Annotated in this window: 16 protein-coding genes; 13 read left to right on the plus strand and 3 right to left on the minus strand. The window is 45.3% G+C overall.

Features of this window, described 5'->3' with window-relative positions:
- Nucleotides 1–11 precede the first annotated feature (11 nt).
- Entirely contained in the window at nucleotides 12–254 is a 243-nt protein-coding gene (locus tag MKY28_RS31585) for a DUF7662 domain-containing protein (protein ID WP_036606815.1), read from the minus strand.
- 297 nt (nucleotides 255–551) lie between these two features.
- Between MKY28_RS31585 and MKY28_RS31590 the strand changes: the two genes are divergently transcribed.
- From MKY28_RS31590 to MKY28_RS31600, 3 genes are all read left to right on the plus strand, one after another.
- A complete protein-coding gene (locus MKY28_RS31590) occupies nucleotides 552–2,267 on the plus strand; it encodes a DUF6138 family protein (protein WP_340938571.1) in 1,716 nt (571 codons plus the stop codon).
- Nucleotides 2,268–2,362: 95 nt separating this feature from the next.
- Nucleotides 2,363–3,406, plus strand: coding sequence for a hypothetical protein (locus tag MKY28_RS31595; RefSeq protein WP_340938573.1), 1,044 nt, complete (start codon nucleotides 2,363–2,365; stop codon nucleotides 3,404–3,406).
- A 221-nt stretch (nucleotides 3,407–3,627) separates the two neighbouring features.
- Complete coding sequence (locus MKY28_RS31600) at nucleotides 3,628–5,586, plus strand: hypothetical protein (protein WP_340938575.1); 1,959 nt, start codon at nucleotides 3,628–3,630, stop codon at nucleotides 5,584–5,586.
- A gap of 74 nt (nucleotides 5,587–5,660) precedes the next feature.
- On the opposite strand, the gene MKY28_RS31605 is transcribed toward MKY28_RS31600, so the two are convergent.
- A complete protein-coding gene (locus tag MKY28_RS31605; protein WP_340938577.1) occupies nucleotides 5,661–6,767 on the minus strand; it encodes a stalk domain-containing protein in 1,107 nt (368 codons plus the stop codon).
- A gap of 203 nt (nucleotides 6,768–6,970) precedes the next feature.
- Nucleotides 6,971–7,177, minus strand: coding sequence for a hypothetical protein (locus tag MKY28_RS31610; RefSeq protein WP_017692174.1), 207 nt, complete (start codon nucleotides 7,175–7,177; stop codon nucleotides 6,971–6,973).
- Between the two features lie 336 nt (nucleotides 7,178–7,513).
- On the opposite strand from MKY28_RS31610, the gene MKY28_RS31615 reads away from it, so the two are divergent.
- The 10 genes from MKY28_RS31615 to MKY28_RS31660 all read left to right on the plus strand — a co-directional run bounded on the left by MKY28_RS31615 (nucleotide 7,514) and on the right by MKY28_RS31660 (nucleotide 18,249).
- Entirely contained in the window at nucleotides 7,514–9,136 is a 1,623-nt protein-coding gene (locus tag MKY28_RS31615; RefSeq protein ID WP_100529916.1) for a copper amine oxidase N-terminal domain-containing protein, read from the plus strand.
- Nucleotides 9,137–9,323: 187 nt separating this feature from the next.
- Nucleotides 9,324–9,773, plus strand: a complete 450-nt coding sequence (locus MKY28_RS31620) for a disulfide oxidoreductase (RefSeq protein ID WP_047841622.1) — start codon at nucleotides 9,324–9,326, stop codon at nucleotides 9,771–9,773.
- Between the two features lie 19 nt (nucleotides 9,774–9,792).
- Nucleotides 9,793–10,236 carry a FixH family protein gene (locus MKY28_RS31625; protein ID WP_076253541.1) on the plus strand — a complete coding sequence of 148 codons (444 nt, stop codon included), beginning with the start codon at nucleotides 9,793–9,795 and terminating at the stop codon, nucleotides 10,234–10,236.
- Nucleotides 10,237–10,328: 92 nt separating this feature from the next.
- Nucleotides 10,329–11,309 carry a LacI family DNA-binding transcriptional regulator gene (locus tag MKY28_RS31630; protein WP_340938579.1) on the plus strand — a complete coding sequence of 327 codons (981 nt, stop codon included), beginning with the start codon at nucleotides 10,329–10,331 and terminating at the stop codon, nucleotides 11,307–11,309.
- A gap of 160 nt (nucleotides 11,310–11,469) precedes the next feature.
- Complete coding sequence (locus MKY28_RS31635) at nucleotides 11,470–12,795, plus strand: ABC transporter substrate-binding protein (RefSeq protein ID WP_100529866.1); 1,326 nt, start codon at nucleotides 11,470–11,472, stop codon at nucleotides 12,793–12,795.
- A gap of 147 nt (nucleotides 12,796–12,942) precedes the next feature.
- On the plus strand, nucleotides 12,943–13,827 hold the full coding sequence (locus tag MKY28_RS31640) for a carbohydrate ABC transporter permease (RefSeq protein WP_340938581.1): 885 nt from the start codon (nucleotides 12,943–12,945) through the stop codon (nucleotides 13,825–13,827).
- Nucleotides 13,827–14,654, plus strand: coding sequence for a carbohydrate ABC transporter permease (locus MKY28_RS31645; protein ID WP_026081462.1), 828 nt, complete (start codon nucleotides 13,827–13,829; stop codon nucleotides 14,652–14,654). The genes MKY28_RS31640 and MKY28_RS31645 overlap by 1 nt, the downstream gene beginning before the upstream one ends.
- Nucleotides 14,655–14,696: 42 nt before the next feature.
- Nucleotides 14,697–16,259 carry a glycoside hydrolase family 32 protein gene (locus tag MKY28_RS31650; protein WP_340938585.1) on the plus strand — a complete coding sequence of 521 codons (1,563 nt, stop codon included), beginning with the start codon at nucleotides 14,697–14,699 and terminating at the stop codon, nucleotides 16,257–16,259.
- Between the two features lie 84 nt (nucleotides 16,260–16,343).
- Nucleotides 16,344–17,822, plus strand: a complete 1,479-nt coding sequence (locus tag MKY28_RS31655; protein ID WP_340938587.1) for an alpha/beta hydrolase family protein — start codon at nucleotides 16,344–16,346, stop codon at nucleotides 17,820–17,822.
- A 25-nt stretch (nucleotides 17,823–17,847) separates the two neighbouring features.
- Nucleotides 17,848–18,249, plus strand: a complete 402-nt coding sequence (locus tag MKY28_RS31660; protein WP_340938589.1) for a MerR family transcriptional regulator — start codon at nucleotides 17,848–17,850, stop codon at nucleotides 18,247–18,249.
- Nucleotides 18,250–18,266 lie beyond the last annotated feature (17 nt).

Here is an 18,266-nt window from a genome sequence, read left to right on the forward strand (position 1 = left end):
GTACAGATCGATTATGACTCGCAGCGGACAAAAGTTACTTGTTTTCCTAGAATCACATTCTCAACCTTCCATCCGGCATTTAACCAGGATAGTGCTTGTGTATGATTATTGGAATTATTCACCCACCATTGTTCGCGATTATACGCTGTAGGGGGTAACGTAAATCCGAGAATCTCCTCAAGCTCTGCATATGTAAGGGTGATTGAAACTTGATTCAAATAGTTTTCCAAGGGGAAGTATTTGCTGTAGCTCATTTCGTCAGACCTCCTGAAAAGGAATACAATGATTATACAACGTGGGGATGATGATAGCGAGGGCATGCCGAGAGCGTACATAAATTTGAAAAAAAAGGAATCCGTAGATCTCTTTGACTAGCGAGCAACCGTGCGTAAGCCTTATTGTTCCGTTGTACTTGAGAGAGTAAAATAATAGGTAATATACGAACATCAATACGTATGTATAACATAGATACCTCGGACTAATCCGGGATGAATAGAGGTTCAAGTGTGTTTGATGAACATCATAAGATGCATGGGAAGGCAGGAGATTAGATGAGTACACTTTATGATCAGGCGATGGAAGAGATGATGACGACGATCCATGAATGGTTTGATGAACAGGAAAAGCGGGATGACTTGGAAAGTGTTGTGAAGCGAACTACACTGCAAATGGGTATTTTCAATGATATTGTACTGGATTACAAACCTGGACGAACCACGGTAGACAGCCTGGATCTGGGTTTGGATGATGATGTGAAATCAAAGCAGGCAGGAGCCTTTACCGAGGAACAGGTACGGAACGAGATCGGGCCTAAGCTTGTAGAGGTTGTTCAGGAAAGATTGGACAAGCTGGCAGATACTCCGTTGGTTGACTACCGCTTCACCTTGCGAGGGAAATTCCCAACAACTGAAGGCAAGCTGCAACTGACTTTATTGGAATGGATAAACGAAGAGAAAAGACAGCTGCTCCTTGAGCATATTCATACCTATGTAGACAAGAATCTGGAGAACAGTACATATCCAACGAAGCCATTGGATTCCTTCTTTTTGACGAGTCATCTGCTCGATCCAAAGCTGTTCCCGGAGTTGGATGTAGCATGGACGATCGGGCAGTATGACCGGATTCAAGAGTTGAATCAGGGTCGTCCGGAGGCACTTGCGGAACATCGTGGTGAGATAACTCGTGCGGTGACGGTATGGACGGAGAATCAGTTTTTGCCACAGTATTATGATGTTCAATCTTCGCCTTATCGTACCAATGAGTATTCACTAAAGCCCGGAGCAATGCTGGAGTCGAACGTTGAGACACAGGCAGTCCAACATTTAAACGAGCCTGGGAAGGCGCAAACAGCCGGGACTCAACCAATCGATCTGCTGTTATACGCGGCGGTCATGATTCTACGTTTTGAGCCGAGTTATAGCAAACCCAAAGGTGTGACTTTTCTGGAACTCGCGAAGCAACTCGGTAGCAAACGTGCGGCACGTATGATGACAGAAGGTAGCGGAACGTATGCGAAGGACGATATTCATGTGAAAACGGAAGAAGTAGAATGCAAAGCAAATGATGTATTTGCTCTGATGACTATTCACATTCGTAAGGAAGAGGCTGGTGCCTATCAACAGGCACTTACCTTTATCACTCATTTATTGAAACAGGGCTTTCCGAAAAGTTATAAGATCAAGCTCAAGTCCAGCGTAAAGCAGTATTTGCCGATCAAAGGGCTCGCGAAGTCGGATACCCACCGATTCTTTGCCAATGCACTGGAGTACCCGGAGCTACATCCACTCCTGGAAGAGTATGCGCGTGAGGCTATCCAAGAGTTTGAGTTCTACGAGGATACCGAGGGAGAGAAAAGCTGTATGCCGGGCAGTTATGCAACCTTTGGACTGGGGCTTGTGGATGAGCAGTATTTCCCGTTGGTTGAATATTACATGGGTGAAGTGGATGATGAGCATCAGTTGATTCAGGATAAGTTCATTGCGGCATTTGTGGAAAAACAGGGTGTAACGGCTCAATCCATACCTGCGTTAGTCGCCAGCTTGCGTCGTTCGACCGATAGTCTGAAGCTGAAGATTCAGCCCGAGCTGGAGAATGAGGAAATACTCGAACTGCTGGTTAGACAGATTCAAAAACTTGAGCATTATGAAGCGGAACGTGTACTCTATCCGATCTTTGGCAAAGTGGAGAAGCTCTCAACGCTTGCTCGCAAGGCCGAAGGAAGACGGAAGGAATTATTGATGGAACTTTTGCAGGCCGCAGAGAAATAAAAATGTAAACAACACAAGTAAGATTGTGCTTCGCTAGTAAATTATTTTAGTGAAGTGAAAGTGCATAAGGAAAGGTGGGGGAAGTTGTGGAGGCATTGAGACGAGACATGTGGCAGGCGTTGAATGCTCAGGACAAAGAGGCTTGGATGCGTAAGCTTGTTCGTCAGTTACCAGACGGTATGGTATATGAGGGTCTCGAGACATTTGAACGATTTGGTCAGCGGATGGAGACAGGTGTATTTACGGAGGATGGGCTGAGATTTGTGTTTGTGCCTGGGGATCAAGTAACACTCGGCTGGGATCGTTGGCAGCATGGTATGAACGAAGAGACCTCAGCCGACCTGCATGAAACGGTCAGTGAGTATGGTGTGGAGGACGTGGATTCGTTTCTAGCGAGTCAAATGTCACCTGTAAGAACGGTCAACATTGCGCCGATGCTTGTTGAATGCGAACTGATCTCACTTGGCTGGATTGAAGTGTCCAAGGAGGAAGCATTTGCACAGGAAAATCCTGATTTCCCTTCAGCACTGGAGCAGTTTAAGCAGTCGGAGATCCGTGAATATGAACTGCATCAACAGTTTCGTCTGATTCGCCAAAGTGAGAATGAAGTCCGAATCCTGTGGTTCAACGAAGGAATAGAGTTGGAAGACGTTGTGAGGGAGGAAGCTGCGGCGGGTTTTGGTTTGCTGACTGAAGACGAATGGGAGTATATCTATGGCGGCGGTTGTCGCACGTTATTTCCCTGGGGTGACAGCTTCGACTATACGATGAGATTGAAGCACTTTGGAAGTCTGGAAGGCGTGGATGAAATTGTGGATGGATTGGCAGAGACGGCCTCTTCACGGGTTGAAGAAAAGGATGATTGTCCTTATGATCTGGAACTGCCAAATTTCTTCGGAGTGAAATTTGCCGGTGATCCCTACAAGTATGAGCTTACACTGGATTCGGTTGGAGATGTGATGCCCAAAGGCGGAGACGGCGGTAGCCTGATATGTGGCGGTACAGGACCGCTGGTTGGTTTCTTGCCTGCTGCTGCGGTCTATTATCGAGACGTTAATGCCAGTGAACTCGACTGGGAGGATTTGATGGATGCGATGATGTATCGCAGGGTTATTCGTTTGGCTGAACTAAAGGTTTGATGGGTTAACCGAAACAGCTATTAAGCGGTAGCATCCATACGTAGAAAGAGATTTAGTGAATTCTAAAGGGCAGTTGACAGATAAATGAATAGATCTGTCGCTGTCCTTTGGAATGTTCCATTAGGGCCAGAAGATGGAAGAAAAAGTAATGAATATTTAGATCAAAAGTTCTATACTTAACGAGTCTCAACCAAATCCATTACACAGAGAAGGAGTTAAGTATGTCCAGAGTATCCAAATGGCTCATCGTCAGTTTAGTTTCAATTTTTATACTCAGCATGTCGCAATTCACAGTCTCAGCGTCCACTTCAATAGTTCAAACCGCACAGAACGCAGAGCGATCCATTTCATCCAAAGATCGTGTGCAACACAACATTCGTTTTGCAGTCAGAGGAACGGAGGTGGCCGTGACTACGCTTCGAACAAGTTTTGATACTGGTGAAATCAAAGAAAATGAGCACCATTTTACCGATCCAGCTATTCTTCCTCGGATACATACTGGTCTGACGACAACTTCCCATCATTATGATCCTATTGTTAGTGACACACCAGCAGGGTTAAAAGGATACATAACTTATTATGCCACGGATGATAAGCAGTATTATTACGTTTTGTACGAGTATGACTATAGCTCGAACACACTTCGCAAGGTCCATGAGGGCGAAAACCGTATCCACTTGGAACCTCAAATCGGAATATATTATACGATCTATGAGAAAAACGTACCTAAATCCAACTACTATTCCATGGTCACAGGAAAAAAAGTATACACTCGCGGAAAGCTTTTGCTGGAAAGGGATTTTACAGATACCAAATATGTGGTATCACCGATTCCACAAACCCGTAATTTTGGGGTATATTGCACAGATACTTTAGATTGTCACTATCTTGAATATGGCGGTATAAAGGGGAAGAAGGCCAAAGTAAGCGACGTGTGGATGAAGCCTGACCAGAAGACAGGGTTGTCTACTAAAGCTTTTCAGGTAAGTGCAGATGTTCATCTAAATGTTTCTCAAGGCAACACGAGGGATCGGAAATCAGACTGGACTGTGGTTGTAACCAAAAATGGCAAAAAAACTACACTGATTAAAGAGCGAGTGGGCTATGTGCAATCATTTATCTCACCCGAAAGAAAAACATTGGTTCTGGTCACAGAGAACGGTCTGGATAGTAAAATGGATTCGTCCAAGGTACAAGTCTATGATTTGAAGACCCTTAAGCGGATTCGTTCCTATGATTCTCCTTATCGCGCTCGTACCGAAAGTATCCAGTGGATTACTGAGGATGAGTATATTATTGAACAGTATTTTTCCGATCCAGGCTCTTACCCGCCATCCTTATATGTTATTTCAGAAAATAAACATCTTAAATTGAATTATGGTACGTACAGTGACTGGAAAAAATACTGGAATTCTTTTCAGTTTTCTACTGTCTTTTTCCCGATGGAGCCTGTAGCTATTAAGTCTGATCAGGGTGTATTGGAGTATAAAGGACAGCCTTCTTTCTACATGGAAGGGCAGCATTATGTTCCTTTAGAAGAATTCACTAAAGCATTTCATATTCAATATAATCTTGGGAAGGATCGGCTCACCTTCACTCGTGGACAGCGTTCTTCCAGTGTGAATCAACCTTCAAAACAATTGTTGACGCTATACAATCAGACCTTTATTCCTTTAGGTCAGTGGAGTAAGGATTTGGGGCTCAAAGTGTCGGAAACAAAAGCAACTGGTTACAACAAACAATTAAGCATGAGCGATGAAGAAAAGGGAACTGATCTAGCCATGGATCCCCAAATTCTGCCTTTTCATGCAAGAGCACTATGGATGGATCGGGTAGGGGAGAGTTACCAATTAGATCCGGTAAATACAAGGCCGATGGAATCAGCTGTGCCAGACCGAATTGATGGTGTGGTGCTGAATTTTGATCGAACATTGACCATTTCCTCCTCTAAAGATTCAATTACAGAGTTGCTGTTCATCAATCCAGACTACACTTCGGTGCTCGGGAAAGTATCTTTAACGGACATACCTGAGAGGAAGTGGGGATTTAGCACAGCCAAGATTCCAGAAAACATGTTACAAGATGGTGTGCTTAACGTGATTGTTCCCGTGAAAGAAGGAAAATCAACGATGGTGTACTCCTTAAAGCTTCCAGAACCATTTGATAAAAATAAATTCTAAAGATTCAAAAAAAACACACATCAAATCAGCCCCAGCTCATAGAGCGGGACCGAGATGATGTGTGTTTTTTTTGTTTATTTCACTTTTTGTACAGATACCGCCATTTGCTCCAGTTGAGTGTGAGTCAATTGGTTATTCGGCGAGCTGAGTGTTACATAACGATCATCCAGCTTGAATGTGAGCATATCCGTTTGGTCTGGTGTATACCATTTGGCTGATACGCCATTAGGCAGTTTTACCGTTTTACCATCATAGCTGAACGAGTAATCTTTAGGGGATACCGTTACATTCATACGATTAAAAACAAAGTTTACACCATCACCACCCGCACCTACGCTTTTGAACGTATCTCCAGCAACCATATGTTGTGGGGCATAGGCTGTGGTGAACCCGTCAAACTTCGCAAATGCTTTGCGAATGTTATCCAATTGTTGCTTGCTATAGTTCACATCTGCGAATGCAGTGATCCCTTGATCGTTGTTGCCAGTTGCCTTCTGAACAGAGACAGCGACTTGTTGCAACTGAGCTTGACTCAGCTTATGATCCGGTGAGCTTAGGGTAACGTAGCGATCATCCAGTTGGAATGTGAGCATGCCCGTTTGATCGGGTGTGTACCATTTGGCGATAACGCCATTGGATAGTTTCACGTCTTTGCTCGTATAGCCGTCCGAATAATCTCTTGGAGATACATCCACTTTCATATGGCTAAAAATAAAGCTTACGCCGTCGCCACCCGCACCTACACTTTTGAACGTGTCACCTGCGATCATCTGCTGAGGGGCATAAGGGGTCTCGAACCCCTCGAATTGTGCAAAAGCCTTTTGAATGGCCTCTTTTTGTGCTGCACTATACGTTACATTCGTCAGAGCTGATGGATTGCTCGTAGCTTGGCCGATAATAACCTGCCCTTTTTTGCCGTCATAGGATACGGGTACATGCAACGCATCGGCCAGCGCACGTACAGGCAGATAAGTGGAGTTGTTATAGGTAATTGGAGCAAGTTTGTTGCCATTGCCATCCGTTGGTGAGTAAGCCGCCCCATCAACATTAAAGCTGATTCCATGGTTAAGGTATGCAGAGATTTTCTCCAGTTGCGTTCCGGCAAATACACCCGTTGCTCCTGTTAATGTCATGCCCAGTACCATCATCGTTGCTACGGATTTCTTCATGTTTTTTTTCATCATATATCTCTCCTTCAAGTTGGGGGTTAGTTTTGTTTAATGGGCTCGCTGTCCCTTATGGCTTTATATTAAACCCCGAACATATCCAGAATAATTCTGAATTATCTCCAACTTGTAAACATGTGCATATATACGGAGAATGTAGAACAAAAACTGAAGCTGCTTGGTGTGTTTGAACGTATTCTTTGCCGAATCGAAACAATTTAGTTAAAAAGATAGAGGATTAGTCCGCCAAAACCAAGGACAATCGCACCAACGTATACATAGGAAAGTTTGCTAAGGTTTTGCTTTGTGCGGCGATCATATTCGGGATTGCTGGTCTGATTGGCTTTGGAATTTCCGATGATCATGGTAGCAATACCTCCAAACAAGGCGATACCCACAATTAAAACATAAGGCAACCAGGTCATGAATGGACCTCCTTTGCGAATAATATGTTATGTCCTTATTGTACTTCAGGATAACCTTTGATGTAAGCTTTAGTTGAGAAATAAAGGAAAATGAAGTATCTATATTACAGTATGTATGTGGTCTTGGATCGGAAAGATCACTACAATTTTATATTTTTTTAATTCAAAAAAACCTTGATACAACAGGAGTTCGCAGCTTTCTTCACTGAAAGCTGTGAATTTTTTTTGCCCACAGAGTGATCCAGAATAGAGAACCCTGCGTTACACCCTATGAAGACAACGACGAGGAAAGAAATTATACACACAACATAATCGAGGAGTGAACACGTAATGAAAATGAAGATGAAGAAGTTTATCGCACCTGTACTTAGCTTGACACTGTTGATGCCGGGGATCGCTGGAGCAGCTGCCGCACCACAGACACCAATGACCATGATGAAAGCATCCGTGAACACACCTGCGGCTGACCTGAGAGCAAACCTGGACCACCTGTTGTCCGAGCACTTTGCACTCGCAGTAACGGCAATGGCCAAAGCATATGACGGAGCAAAAGATGCAGATGCAGCCTACAAAGCACTCGACCAGAATGCACTGGATATGCAACCAGCAATCGCTTCCCTATACGGTGACGCAGGTGCCAAAGAATTCGAACGCATCTTCCGCGCTCATAACAAATACACAGATGATTTGGTGAAAGCAACCAAAATGGGCAACCAGGCTGGAATCAAACAAGCACAGGCAAACATCAACGGTTTCGTGGATGAGTTCTCCACATTCCTGAGCACAGCTACCGAAGGCAAGTTGCCAAAAGCAGCAGCCAAACAGGCGCTGAAAGTACATGAAGATCTCGTGCAAAAAGTATTTGATGAGTATGTAGCTGGAGATTACGCTGATGCATACAAGGCTTACCGTGAAGGTTTCAAAGAAATGTTCGACGTAAGTAAGGCACTCTCCACGGCCATTACTACACAGATGCCTGAGAAATTCGAAAATACCAAAGCGGATACAAAAGCAGCTGATCTGAGATCTGCACTCAACCACTTGGCTTCCGAACACTTTGCGCTTTCGGCTCTGCAAATGCAAGAGGAATTTGATGGACGTACAGCCGCTTCCAACGCACTGATTACAGCTGAAGCTGGAAACACAGCTGACTTCAAAGCAGCGATTGCTTCCGTTTACGGTAACGATGGTGCCAATGCTTTCGAGAAAATTTGGGTGACCAATCACGTTAACGCGCAAAGCGACTATGTAAAAGCTGTTAAAAACAACGATGCTGCGGCTCGTGCAGCAGTAGAGAAACGTATTGATGGATTTACAACAGAGTTCGCTACATTCCTGGATTCAGCAACAGCTGGCAATCTGCCAAAAGCAGCAGGACAACAAGCGCTGACAACGCATGAAAATCAAGTACAAAACGTATTGAATCAATATGCAGCAGGTAACTATGATGCTTCTTACACAACAAATCGTGAAGGCTTCAAAGTGATGTTTGGTGTAGGTCAAGCTCTGGGTAACGCTATTGTGACTCAATTCAATGACAAATTCCAAGAGTCAGCAACACCTGCACCAGCGCCAGAAATGACAACGGTGTGGATGCAACTGAACAGCAAAATGCTGAAAATTAACGACAAAACAACCAACATGGACACCACACCAGTGCTTTGGAAAAACACAACATACATTCCACTGCGTTTCTTGAGTGAAGGTATTGGCGCAACGGTGAAATGGGACAAAAAAGCACAACAAGTAACGGTAATGGCTGGTGATGATACCCTTGAATTCTGGGTGAACAACAACGTTATGGAAGTGAACGGCGTGAAGAAAAATGTGGGTGCAACGGTATTTGTAAACAAAGATGGACGTACGCAAGTACCTCTGCGCTTCATTGCTGAACTTCTGAACTGGGACGTGAAATGGGCACAAAAAGATGGCTCCATTACGCTGACGAAATCGATGTAATAGTAGAGTGAAACAAGATTAAAACAAAAGAGCTGCCCCATACGGCAGCTTTTTTGTATTCACCCAAAAGTTCAAATATTTGGTATAATCATCGAGTAATGACCTACATAACAGCTTGAATAGCCGATGGAGTCTAGAATGATGTATGATAATTTGGTATAAGCAAAATGAAAAGGGGGACAGAGGAATGAGTACATCATCAAAATCGGAGCGCCCAGCGAGAAATGTGGATACCCGGTTATTTGTTGCTTGGGCCGTTTCCGTTATTGCAACAGGGGGGAGTCTCTATTTCAGTGAGATCAAGGGCTTTCTTCCATGTGATCTATGCTGGTACCAGCGCATATTCATGTATCCACTAACGATTTTGCTGGGCATTGCCTACTTTAAGGATGACGTGGGCATCACCAAATACGTACTCCCACTGAGTTTCGTCGGTGGCGGCATTTCGTTATATCATGTAACGATCCAGCGTATTTTTTCGGCTACAGGTAATGCCGTCGCATGTGGTAAGGTTCCATGTTATACCGACTATTTGAACTGGTTTGGTTTCATCACGATTCCATTACTGGCACTGATCGCCTTTATTATCATCATCGTGATGCTGTGGGGTATCGGCAAAACACCAAAATCTTCTTAATAAGAAAGGATAGATGGTGATGAGCGGACAAGCTCGTTGGTTCATGCCCTTCGTTATTCTGCTCCTCCTGACGGTGGGATGCTCTTATGAAGAACAGTCACAATCGGGCGAGATGCCGGAGATGATCAAAGTGAAACTTGACGTTCCAGAGAAAGCTTCTCTTCATGAACCAACACGGTTGCAGGTGAAGCTTACACAGGGAGATGCACCGTTAAGTCATGCTGACCATGTGCAATTCCAGATCTGGAATGAGCTTGATGATCCGCCTTCTGTATCTCCGGAACAAGGTATGATGACAGCGGACGAACTGGAGAATCAAGGGGCTATAACTGCCAAGGAGGCAGAGGAAGGGCAGTATGAAATCCAGCATACCTTTGAAGAACCAGGTACGTATGTGGTACAGGTCCATGTTACGCACGGAGCTATGCATAGCATGCCGAGAGCGAGAATTGTAGCGGAATGAAGCAACAGGCGGGTACCAAGGCTTTGGTTCAGGTTTAACAATAGGTTTATAATGTTAAAGGTATGAAGAATGTTGTAGGAAAAGAGGCTGTTATGGCAACTATTCATGATGTTGCACTCAGGGCAGGAGTTTCTGTAACTACCGTCTCGCGTGTATTAAACAACCGGGGATATATCAGTCAGAAGACTCGGGACAAAGTGTATCAAACCATGGACGAACTGAACTATCGACCCAACGAAATTGCCCGTTCTCTTCTGCGTAAGCAATCCAATGTGATAGGCTTGATTATTCCCGATGTATCCCATCCGTTTTTTGGAGAACTGGCTAGCTATGTTGAGTATCATGCTTACCAGAATGGATTTAAAATTATGTTATGCAATTCCCACATGGACCCTTCCAAAGAGCGTGAATATGTGGAAATGCTCAAGGGTAATCGCGTGGATGGCATTATTATGGGAAGTCATACACTGGAAGTTGATGAGTATATGAATCTGCATTCCCCAATCGTGACCTTTGATCGTAAGATCGGTGAAGACATCCCGTTTATCTCATCTGATAACTATCAGGGTGGGGTTATGGCTGCTGAATTGTTGCTCTCGAAGAACAGACGACATTTGGCACATATCTGCGGTAATTTGGAATTGCAAATGCTGTCCAATCGCCGGACGACAGGTTTCGTTGATACATTGCAGGCTCATGGAGTCAAACCGGTCATGATTCATGAAACCGATCTGAATGTGTTTGATCAGCATCAGTATACGAAATTGGTGGATAAGCTGCTTGCACAACACCCCGAGGTGGAGGGGCTCTTTGTAACGAGTGATCTGATGGCGGTGCATGCGCTGAAGCAGATCGTGTTAGGTGGGCGCAAGGTACCCGACGATATTGCTATTATAGGTTATGATGACAGTCGTGCGGCAGCGTATACGGTGCCTGGCATTACAACGATCAGGCAGCCGGTGGAGGCCATGGCTAAGCTGGCGATTGATCTGATTCGGCGCCAGCTCGCGGAAGAGAAGATCGGAATGGAGCATATTTTGCCAGTTAACATCGTGGAGAGAGAGACGACCTGATACAGGTCGTTTTTTCCTATTCGTCCTTTTGCCACGAAGAAATGAAGTCGAGAAAATTTTTTTTAATGGTATGTCAAACGATTGACATGTCAAACCTTTGACATTATAATTCGATTTGTAAGCGTTTCCTTTTAAACTATTGATCGGGGGCCATAACAAGATGAAAAGAGAACAGAGATGGATGAAATTATCGGTATTGTCATTGATTATGATGCTTGTATTGTCGGCATGTGGAAGTAAAGCAGCGACGGAGTCCAACTCCTCCTCAGAGGGTAGCAGCAGTGAGAGTGTCAAAATCACCTTGCTTAATTCCAAGTCGGAAATTAACAGTCAGTTGGAACAAGCAGCTAAAGACTTCCATGCCGAAAATCCAAATATAACACTCGAAATTGTACCTGTAGGCAGTGGACAGTCTCCGTTTGAAAAAGCGTCTGCTCTGTATGCCTCCGGCAGCCCTACAACGATGATGATGCTGGATACAGGAGATGTCGAGAAATTCAAGGATCGTGTTCTGGATCTCACATCCGAGTCTTGGATGAAGGATGCTGTGGAGAACAGTACAGTGGCTACAACGTTTGATGGCAAAAATTATGCCTTCCCGTTCTCTATTGAAGGATATGGATTCATCTATAACCAGAATGTCTTGGATCAGGCGGTAGGTGGGACATTCGATCCAAAGTCTGTACAGACCACTGCACAGCTTGATGAGTTGTTCCAAAAGATCGCTGCTACTGGAAAATCACCTTTGATTGTATCTCCGATGGATTGGTCGCTTGGTGCGCATTATCTGGGGCTTGCATATGGCGGGCAGTCTTCAGACCGTGCGAAGGTGGATCAATTCATTACTGATCTGAAGGCAGGTCAAGTGGACCTTGCTTCCAATGCCGTGTTTAATGGCTTGTTAGATACATTTGATCTGATGAAAACCTACAATATTGACAAGGCTTCTCCACTGTCCGGAACCTATGAGCGTGGACCTGAAGTGCTTGGCAAGGGTGAGGTAGGTATCTGGTTCCAGGGCAACTGGGCATGGCCACAAATTTCAAGCTTTGATACAGCAGATGGAAAATATGGCTTCCTCCCGGTACCTGTGAGCAATAATCCAGATGATTTCGGTAATACGCAAATCTCTGCTGCCGTATCCAAACGAATATTGCTGGATAAGGAAAAGAGCACACCAGCGCAGCAGGAAGCAGCGAAGAAATTTTTGGACTGGATCGTTTATAACGAAAAAGGTCAGGATTTCCTGGTGAATCAAGCCAGTATTATTCCGGCATTCAGCAACATTACATTGGAGCCAACCGATCCACTTGGCAAATCCATTAGTGAATACATCAAGGCAGGCAAAATCGAGGAATCAATGAGCACACTTCCTGCGGATCACTGGTCCAAACTGGGTGCATCCATGCAGAAATATTTGGCTGACGTCATTGACCGTGCCGGACTTGCCAGTGAAATTCAGGCATACTGGAGCAACGTGAAATAAAGGAATTAATCATAGCCCTGTGCAGCACATAGAGAGAGACTTGCGTTACGCCGGAGATGGTGAACATACAGCTTCCACACGAGGTCTGTTCGACTTGTTTCCGGTATAACCGCCAGGCTAATCATTTGGATAGAGTGGAGGTTGACAATGCCGACCGAAAAAGGATTATGGACACGTCTGCGCACCCGCCTGATCTTTACTGGCCCGACATTATTTGCGTTTGCTACGGTGATGATTATTCCATTTTTGTATGGTATTTATTTGACGTTTACGAACTGGGATGGCATTGCCATAGATCAAAACTTTGTTGGCTGGGATAATTACATCGGTGTGTTCAAGGACACCGTGTTCTGGAAATCATTTGGGATGACGCTGGAGTACGTATTTATTACCGTTGTGCTGACCAATGCGGTTGCCTTCCTGCTCGCTTACGTTGTAACTCGGGGAATGAAGGCACAGGGCTGGTTTCGGGCTGGATTTTTCCTGCCAAATCTGGTGGGCGGAATCGTGCTTGGTTTCATCTGGCAGTTTATTTTTAATCAAGTACTCGTCTTTGCAGGACAAAAAATGAATCTCACGCTGTTCTCCACCTCTTGGTTGGCTGATCCGGATAAAGCGTTCTGGGCTCTCGTTGTGGTGACCGTTTGGCAGTATGCCGGTTATATGATGGTTATCTACATTGCAGGACTGATGAATGTGCCGAAGGATGTTATGGAGGCAGCCAGCATTGATGGGGCAAGTAATCGCAAAATGCTGGCGCGCATTGTATTGCCACTGATGGTTCCTTCGTTTATTGTATGCATCTTTTTGTCACTGCAACGGGGATTCATGGTGTATGATCTGAACGTCTCTTTGACCAGTGGCGGGCCCTTCAAGAGCACAGAGATGGTATCCATGCATGTTTATGAGCAGGCCTTTCTTGCTCGTGACTACGGATTGGGTCAGGCAGAAGCCTTTGTTCTGTTTATCCTTGTAGCCGCCATTACATTGCTCCAGGTCTATTTCAGCAAAAAACTGGAGGTCGAGGCATGATGGCTGGACAATCGCGCATTCTCAACTGGATGAAGTTTATTGCATTAATCATTGTGATGATTTTGTTTGTATTTCCGTTTGTGCTTCTAATCGTCAATTCGTTCAAGGCTAACCAGGCAATTACCTCCGATCCGCTGGGCTTGCCAAGCTCCTTTCAATTCGATAATTACGTCAATGCGTTTGACAAAATGGGATATGTATCCGCATTCAGCAATTCGTTGCTCATTACCATTGCAGGTGTATTACTGATTGCTCTTTTTGCGGCGATGACAGCCCATTACTTTGTTCGTCACAAAAGCAAGCTAAATCAGTATCTCTTTTTCCTGATGGTAGCTGCGATGATTATTCCGTTCCAGGCCATTATGATTCCATTGGTTAAAATATACGGCTCGCTCAGCCTGCTGGATAACAAGTGGTCGCTGATCTACATGTATATTGGCTTTGGCAGTCCGCTCGCCGTATTTATCTACCATGGCTTTATCAAAAGTATTCCCCTGGAGCTTGAAGAAGCGGCTCTAATGGATGGCTGCGGCAGAGTGCAGACCTTTTTCCGTATCGTACTGCCAGTGTTACTGCCAACAACCGTAACGATTAGCGTGCTGAATGTATTGTGGATATGGAATGATTTTTTGCTGCCTTCTCTAGTACTGACTTCATCCGAGCAGCGTACGCTGCCGTTGTCCACGTTTTATTTTTATGGGACATATACAGTGGATTACGGTCCATTGATGGCTGGTCTGGTGTTGACCCTGCTACCTGTCCTGATCGTTTATCTGTTTGCGCAGAAGTACATTATTCAGGGGGTCATGCAAGGGGCAATCAAATAAGTTCAGTCGGGTGATATAGAGAGAGACAGGAGTGAAGGACATATGAACCAGGAACGACACGAGAAGCAGGAAATAGACACAAGGCAAGAGACAGACCTTGGACTGACGAGTTCTTCGGCTCAAACAAAGGAGAGGTATACACTCGCCCGGGCCAACGCATATATCAAGGCGCATCGACATCAGGTTGATCCAACCTATCGAATGGCCTATCATTTGATGCCAGAGGTGGGCTGGATGAATGATCCCAACGGCTTCATATACTTCGGTGGGATGTATCATTTGTTCTATCAGCATTATCCCTATGAACCGGTATGGGGGCCGATGCACTGGGGCCATGCGGTGAGCCGTGATTTGGTTACGTGGTCTTACCTGCCTGTTGCACTGGCGCCCGATCAGAGCTACGACAGTGGAGGCTGTTTCTCCGGAAGTGCAATCGTGCAGGATGGCAAGTTGGTGCTGATGTACACGGGACATGTCGTGACTGGACCTGACAAGGATAACGATTACTTGCAGACACAGAATATCGCTGTCTCGGACAATGGGATTGATTTTGTCAAAAGCACGATGAATCCGGTCATTCGGCTGGATCAGATTCCGGAGCATACGAGTACGAAGGACTTCCGTGATCCGAAAGTGTTTGAACGAAACAGTGTGTACTATTGCGTCCTTGGATCGAATGATGCTGCGGGCAAAGGTGTCATTCTGTTATACCGCTCAACGGACTTGCTGGATTGGAGTTATGTCAACATTATGGCCCAGAGTGACGGGACGCTTGGCGACAATTGGGAATGTCCCGATCTGTTCACACTGGATGGCCGAGATATTCTGATCATGTCTCCGCAACGCATGCCTGCTCAGGGAGATAACTATCGCAACTTGCATTCGACCGTTTATATGATGGGAACGCTGAATGAAGACCAGGGTGTGTTGAAGTACGAGCAGTACGTTCCGTTGGACTGTGGCTTCGACTTTTACGCACCTCAGACGATGGAGGATGCACAGGGACGACGAATCATGGTGGCTTGGATGGATACGTGGGAAACGGAAATCCCGACACAACAGTCCCATGCCTGGGCTGGAGCGATGACGTTGCCAAGACAATTGATTCGTAGGGGAGAACGATTGATATTCCAGCCTCTTTCCGAACTTATACAGTACAGGTCGGAAGGCACCGAGCAGTATGGTATACATTTAAATGGTGATGAACATGATTTTGATCTTGGAATCAGTGGAGACCGTTACGAACTGTATGCTGTATTCGAAGCGGAACAGGCACAACACTTTGGGTTAAAGCTGCGCACGGGTGAGGATGAAGAAACCGTGATTTCCTATGATGTAGAGCAGCGGCGTTTATGCTTGAATCGCGAGCAGGCCGGACAAGGGCCGGGCGGAGAACGAGCTGCAACAGTGGAACTGCTTGACGGGAAACTGGAACTTCATATCTTTATGGATGTCAGCTCCATTGAGGTGTTCATTCAGCAGGGGGAGCAAGTGATGACAGGACGGATCTATCCTGGGCCGAACTCAACAGGTATTAAGGCTTTCTCGTCCGGAACGTGCACGTTGACCGAACTTCGGAAATGGGATTTACGAATTCCTCGATAAAATCTTTTCTAAAATACAGCCTTGACCTTGAAGTATGCTTCAAGGTTTATTCTTTTTTTATCAAGAAATATTGGAGGCTGAATAATGAGAATTTTAGAATGGATTTTGGTAATCGTGACAGTTATTAGCGCAGTGGTTATTTGGGTGGCTCCCAAACATCGGGTAGTGGGGGGCGGTACGTTGTCGGCACTGGCACTGGCTATCCTTTTGCATGGGGGAATGGATCATTTTCGTTTGCAGTTGATGCCTACCTATATCGTGGCCTTTGTTTTACTGATTGTATTGTCCGTTCAATTATGGAAGTCACGGCGCAATATTCAGAATACACAGAAACAGAAACGTCGATCGTGGTTCAAAACCATTTTGGCATCCATTCTGGTGCTGGCTCTTAGTGCAGGTACAATGGTGTTGACGTCGTTATTCCCTGCATTCACGATGCCCGAATCGACGGGTTCATTTGCCATAGGAACCTTTTCGCAGCAGTTAACGGATGATTCCCGGGAAGAAACGAAATCGGTTGAACCGGGCGACAAGCGGGAACTCATGATCAATGTCTGGTATCCTGTAGATCAGGAAACAGCCAAAGGATTGCCGCTAGAGCATTATCCTGCCGAATTGGGAGAGGCGATCAGCCTGGTATTTGGTATTCCACCAGTGGTATTCAGTTACCTTGACACGATTCCGACGCATGTTGTTAAAGGTGCCGAGGTATCTGCCGCACAGAGCAAGTATCCTGTTTTACTGTTTTCACCAGGGATACGTTCTACTCGCTTTCAAAGTATGACCGCGATTGAGGAACTTGTGAGCCACGGCTACATTGTGGTTGGTATCGACCATCCGTATACATCTGCACAAGTTACATTCTCGGATGGCGATGTCGCTTCTTATCAGCCGGACCCTGACTTCCCAACCTCCAAAGAACTATATCAATATAATATAAAAGGTATAGGTATTCGTGCAGAGGATGCAAGCTTTGTACTGGACACTCTCACACAGTGGAATTCACATGATCCGAATCAATTGCTCGAAGGCAAGCTTGATCTGGATTCTGTCGGTATCTTTGGTCACTCCTACGGCGGTGCAACCACGGCGGAAGCGCTGGCTCAGGATGACCGTTTCAAAGCAGGACTTAGTTTGGAAGGCGGTTTCTGGGGTAAAATATCCACAACAGACTTGAAACAGCCGTTTATGTATATCATGTCGGGTGGGACAGCCAAAAGTCTGGACCCGGACGCCACTGCCAAGGATAAAGTATTTTATCCCGAGTTTGAGCCTGATTTGGATCGGGTGATGTCAAACAGTCTTAATGATACCTATTATCTGACAGTGGAGAATTTATTTCATCAAAGCTTTACGGATATTTCGTTAATTTCACCGAAAATGTTTGCCAGAGGCATGACGCCAGAACATAATGTGGATATAACCAGATCCTATGCGCTGGCATTCTTTGACCGTTATTTGAAGGGGGAGGAGCAGCCGTTGTTGCAAGGCCCTTCATCTAAATTCCCTGAGGCCACTTATGATACCAAGTATACCAAGCTACGTCACCAAAAAGCGGAATAACCCAGCAGAAGGATGGAGAGTATCTATGGAAACCATGACAAGAGGAGAGCTGGCTAAGCGTACCGGTGTAAGTATGGCAACCCTCCGTTATTATGAGGACAGCGGGATTCTGCCCGCTCCCGGTCGTTCCTCCAACGGATACCGGGTGTATACTGAGGATTATTTGGTGAAGGTTAAATTTATTAAGGATGCCCAGTCGCTGGGTTACTCTCTAAAGGAAATACAGGATACGTTACAGTTACTCAGTCAGGAAGACATGGAAAAGGAAACGTTAAAAACCCTTGTACGCGAACGCATCACTGACATTCAGAAGCATATTGACCATCTGGAACAGCTGCAGATTAATCTGGCACGACTGTTGCATACACCGGAGGACGATATCGACAATTATATTCAATCGTTCAGGGTGCAAAAGAAAGAGCCGTAATCGCGGCTCTTTTCCTG

Origin of the sequence: Paenibacillus sp. FSL R5-0473 (assembly GCF_038004565.1) — a bacterium.
Lineage (GTDB): Bacteria > Bacillota > Bacilli > Paenibacillales > Paenibacillaceae > Paenibacillus > Paenibacillus amylolyticus.